The organism is Alcanivorax sp. (assembly GCF_051117345.1).
GTDB lineage: Bacteria > Pseudomonadota > Gammaproteobacteria > Pseudomonadales > Alcanivoracaceae > Alcanivorax.
Genome location: NZ_JBNPEC010000064.1, coordinates 1 through 4,756 on the forward strand (window position 1 = coordinate 1; position 4,756 = coordinate 4,756).

A 4,756-nucleotide genomic window follows, 5' to 3' on the forward strand; every position below is an offset into this window, starting at 1 on the left:
CAACCCGCCGGGAAGCACGGTCAAACACCGACCTCAGGTACAGTTCCTGTGCGATGTCGTGGCAGGTTTCCACCAGGATCTTGGACACCGGCTGACCATGCTCATCGGTCTGGAACGTCACCAGGTTTTTACCCAGCCACTTCTTGGCAAACTCCGCCGCTTCTTCCGGGCTGTTCACCAGCTTCACGCCTCCGGCCTTACCCCGGCCACCGGCGTGTACCTGGGCTTTTACTACCCACTTTTCACCACCAATTTCTTTGGTTTTGGCTGCGACCTCTTCCGGAGTATCGCAGGCGAAACCGATAGAAACTGGCAGACCATAATCAGCAAAAAGCTGCTTTGACTGATATTCATGGAGATTCATGCCAATACTTCCATATCAATGAATGAGTGGCGCCCGTGTGGACGCCGTCACTTCGCGACCGTTCTGCGGCGTTATTTCTTGCGCCGACGCTGCGTCACATGGATTGCCTTGTAATCCACGGCCAGGGCGGCTTCATGAACGGTTTCCGACAGGCTCGGATGACCGAACACCATCAGTTGCAAATCTTCTATGGTGGCGCCGAATTCCATCGCCACCACACCTTGCTGAATCAACTCGGAAGCCTGTGGGCCCACCACGTGCATGCCGAGAATGCGGTCGGTTTTCTCATCGGCCACAAACTTCACCATACCCCCGGTCTCGCCGGCTGCCATGGCACGACCGTTGGCCGCAAAAGGCACCGCACCGGTCTTGTAGGCTTCACCGGATTCCTTGACCTCTTCTTCGGTCTTTCCCACCCAGGCCACTTCCGGGTGGGTATAGATCACCCCGGGGACGGCATCGTAGTTAACCTGGGTATGCTCGCCGGCAATCACCTCGGCCACCATCACACCTTCCTCGATGGCCTTGTGAGCCAGTGCCGGGCCACGCACCAGATCGCCAATGGCGTAAACGCCGGGCACATCGGTACGGCACTGGTTGTCTACATAAACGAAATTACGCTCATCCAGACTGACCCCGGCATCCTGACTGAGCAGGCCTTCGGTGTAGGGACGGCGGCCCACGGCCACGATCAAGCGGTCGAAGGTCTCCTGCTGGTCGCCGTCCTTGTCGGTGAAACTCACCACGACCTGATTCTTCTTCATCTCGGAGCCGGTAACCCGGGCGCCAAGACGGATATCCATGCCCTGCTTGCTGAACTGTTTCTTGGCATCCTTGGCGATCTGCTGATCCACCGTCGGCAGGAAGGTGTCCACGGCTTCCAGCACCACCACTTCGCTGCCAAGCCGGGCCCAGACACTACCCAGTTCCAGCCCGATCACACCGGCACCAATCACACCGAGACGCTTGGGCACTTCGGGGAGATCCAGCGCGCCGGTAGAGTCGACGATAATCTTCTGATCAATCGGGGTCGGCGGAATCTCCACCGGCACGGAACCCGCAGCCAGAATAATGTGCTCGGCCTGCAGGGTCTGCGCATCGCCTTCCAGGGGGGAGAATTCCACCTGCTTGCCGCTCTTCAACTGCCCACTGCCCTGCAGCCAGGTGACCTTGTTGGCCTTGAAGAGCTGAGCGATGCCGCCGGTCAGGTTGCGGACGATGGTGTCCTTGCGCTTGTGCATGGTATCCAGGTCCAGGCTTACGTCACCCAGCTTGATGCCATGGTCCGCCAGGGAGCTCTGCGCTTCGTGATACTTCCAGGAAGAATCCAGCAGGGCCTTGGACGGGATACAGCCCACATTCAGGCAGGTGCCACCCAGTGCCGGTTCGTCCTGTTTGTTGATGCGTTTCTCGATGCAGGCCGTGTTGAAACCCAGTTGCGCACAACGGATGGCAGCCACATAACCGCCGGGCCCACCACCGATGACAATGACGTCGTACTTGTCAGCCATGATCTATTCCTTCAATCGCTGGCACGCTTCACGAAACACGCTGGCACGCCCTTAGCGTGGTTGCGTGCCAACGTGATGCGTGCAGGCATACATTCAGATATCCAGCAGCAAACGCGCCGGATCTTCGATAAAGTTCTTCACCGCCACCAGGAACTGCACCGCTTCCTTGCCATCGATCAAGCGGTGGTCGTAGGACAGCGCCAGGTACATCATCGGCAGGATTTCCACCTTGCCATCCACCGCCATCGGGCGTTCCTGGATTTTGTGCATGCCGAGAATGGCCGTCTGCGGCGGGTTGAGGATCGGTGTGGAAATCAGCGATCCGAATACCCCGCCATTGGAAATGGTGAAGGTGCCGCCGGTCATTTCCTCGATGGACAGCTTGCCCTTCTGGGCTTTCTGGCCGTACTCGATAATCTGCGATTCCACTTCCGCCAGACCGCGCTGATCCGCATCGCGAATCACCGGGACCACCAGACCACGCTCGGTGGACACCGCCACCCCCACATCGTAGTAGCCGTGGTAAACCACGTCGTCACCATCGATGGACGCATTCACCGCCGGGTAGCGTTTTAGCGCTTCCACACAGGCACGAGTGAAGAAACCCATGAAGCCCAGGCGCACGTTATGGGCCTTTTCGAATTCCGGCTGGTAATGCTTGCGCATATCCATGATCGGTTTCATGTTGACCTCATTGAAGGTGGTCAACATGGCGGAATTCTGCTGGGCAGACACCAGTCGTTCAGCGATACGCTTGCGCAGACGGGTCATGGGAACCCGACGCTCTTCACGCTCACCCGGCGTTGCCGGCACATCCAGAGTGGCAGGCTGCTGTGGTGCCGGCTGACTGGCCCGCTTCTCCTCCTTGGTGTTGATGGTTTTTTCCACGTCCGCCTTGGTAATACGGCCACCCTTGCCGGTGCCGGTCACCTGAGAGGCAGCAACGCCATGCTCGGTCATCAGCTTGCGTGCGGCCGGACCGGCCTGATCCGACGCACTGTCGTCATCACTGGCGGCGTCACTGGCTTGTGCCTTTTCTTCTGCCGGTTCCTCTTTCTTCTGCTCGGGAGCCGCTTCCGCCTTGTCACCACCGGACGGTGCTGAACCACTGGCACCCTCTTCGAAATGACCCAGCACCTGCTGGCTCTCAACGGTGTCGCCTTCCGCGGCGAGAATCTTGCTGACTACACCGTCAGCCGGTGCCACTACTTCCAGCACCACCTTGTCGGTTTCGATGTCCACCAGCAGCTCATCACGCTTGACCGCTTCGCCTTCCTGTTTGTGCCAGGTGGCTACGGTGCCGTCCGCTACTGATTCGGGAAACTGCGGAGCTTTGATATCAGTCGCCATGCCTAATCCTTATCTACTTGATCTCGAGGGCGTCCTGGACCAGACGCTGCTGTTGTTCCACATGAAGGGCCATGGAGCCAGCTGCCGGCGCGGCAGCCATATCACGGCCAGCGTAATGCACCCGCAGGTCTCCGACCTCACGGGCCACCCGATACATATGGTGCTGCGAGCAATACCAGGCGCCCTGGTTCATCGGCTCTTCCTGACACCACACCAGGGTCTCCAGATGGGGGTACCCCTCCAGCACTTCCTGCAAGCGCTGCTCCGGGAACGGATAGAGCTGCTCGACGCGGATCAGCGCAGTGTCGATCAACTCGTCACTATCCCGCTTCTCAAGCAAGTCGTAGTACACCTTGCCGGAGCACATCACTACCCGCTTCACCTTGTCGCGATCCAGCTCTGCCGGATCATCCACCACGGTACGGAAAATGCCGTCAGCCAGATCTTCCAGGGTGGAAATCGCTTTTTTATGCCGCAGCAAACTCTTGGGACTCATGATCACCAATGGCTTGCGCAGCGGGCGCACCGCCTGGCGGCGCAACAAGTGATAAATCTGGGCCGGGGTGCTGGGCACGCAGATCTGCATGTTGTGCTCGGCACACAGCTGCAGGAAACGTTCCAGGCGGGCGGAGGAGTGCTCCGGGCCCTGCCCTTCATAACCATGGGGCAACAGCATGGTCAGCCCACACAGGCGGCCCCACTTGGCTTCCCCGGAGGAGATGAACTGATCGATCACCACCTGGGCGCCGTTGGCAAAGTCACCGAACTGGGCTTCCCAGATCACCAGCGTCTTGGGCGTGGTAGTGGCATAACCGTACTCGTAGCCCAGCACTGCCTCTTCCGAGAGCAACGAATCGTAAATGTCGAAACGTGGCTGACCCTCATAGAGATGCTGCAGCGGCACATACTGCTCACCGTCTTTCTGGTTGTGCAGCACCGAATGACGGTGCGAGAACGTGCCACGGCCGGAATCCTGCCCGGTGAGACGCACATGGAAGCCTTGATCGATCAGGGTGGCGTAGGCCAGGGTTTCCCCGTACCCCCAGTTCAACGGCAAGGCACCGGCGGTCATCTTGCGGCGATCTTCGAGAATCTTTTTTACCTGACGCTGGACCACAAGGCCTTCAGGCGGTGTTTCCAGGCGAGTGGCAAGATCCTGCAGCTTTTTCAGCGGATAGCTGGTATCCCAGTCATCTTCCACTTGGTGGCCGATGTAGGGGGACCAGTCCACGAACAGGGACTTGTTGGGTTCGCGGACCAGGGACTTCACCACGTGGTCACCCGCATCCAGCATGTTGCGGTAATCGTCAGCAGTTTTCTGTGCTGCCTGCTCACTGACCACGCCCTCACTGACCAGACGCTCCGCATAAAGCGTTCGCGTAGTCGGGTGGGACTTGATCTTCTTGTACATCAACGGCTGGGTGGAAGATGGCTCATCCGCCTCGTTATGACCCAGACGGCGATAGCAGATCAGGTCGATCACGACATCCTTCTTGAACTGCATGCGGTAGTCCACCGCCAGCTGAGTGAC

General features: G+C 58.9%; 4 protein-coding genes. All 4 read right to left on the bottom strand.

Annotated elements, in window-relative coordinates; all coding sequences use genetic code 11:
- Nucleotides 1-364: ATP-grasp domain-containing protein (locus ACFE0K_RS04135; protein ID WP_434534855.1), on the bottom strand; the 364-nt coding region annotated here is incomplete at its 3' end.
- A gap of 71 nt (nt 365-435) precedes the next feature.
- Nucleotides 436-1,875 carry a dihydrolipoyl dehydrogenase gene (lpdA, locus tag ACFE0K_RS04140; RefSeq protein ID WP_434534856.1) on the bottom strand — a complete coding sequence of 480 codons (1,440 nt, stop codon included), beginning with the start codon at nt 1,873-1,875 and terminating at the stop codon, nt 436-438.
- 93 nt (nt 1,876-1,968) lie between these two features.
- The gene (gene odhB, locus ACFE0K_RS04145) at nt 1,969-3,225 is read right to left on the bottom strand and encodes a 2-oxoglutarate dehydrogenase complex dihydrolipoyllysine-residue succinyltransferase (protein ID WP_434534857.1); all 1,257 of its coding nucleotides are present in this window, start codon (nt 3,223-3,225) and stop codon (nt 1,969-1,971) included.
- 13 nt (nt 3,226-3,238) lie between these two features.
- Nucleotides 3,239-4,756: 2-oxoglutarate dehydrogenase E1 component (locus tag ACFE0K_RS04150; RefSeq protein WP_434534858.1), on the bottom strand; the 1,518-nt coding region annotated here is incomplete at its 5' end.

Bases quoted from the DNA above. Each gene is read 5' to 3' on its own strand.
- odhB (WP_434534857.1), bottom strand. From the start codon at position 3,225: ATGGCGACTGATATCAAAGCTCCGCAGTTTCCCGAATCAGTAGCGGAC.
- lpdA (WP_434534856.1), bottom strand. From the start codon at position 1,875: ATGGCTGACAAGTACGACGTCATTGTCATCGGTGGTGGGCCCGGCGGT.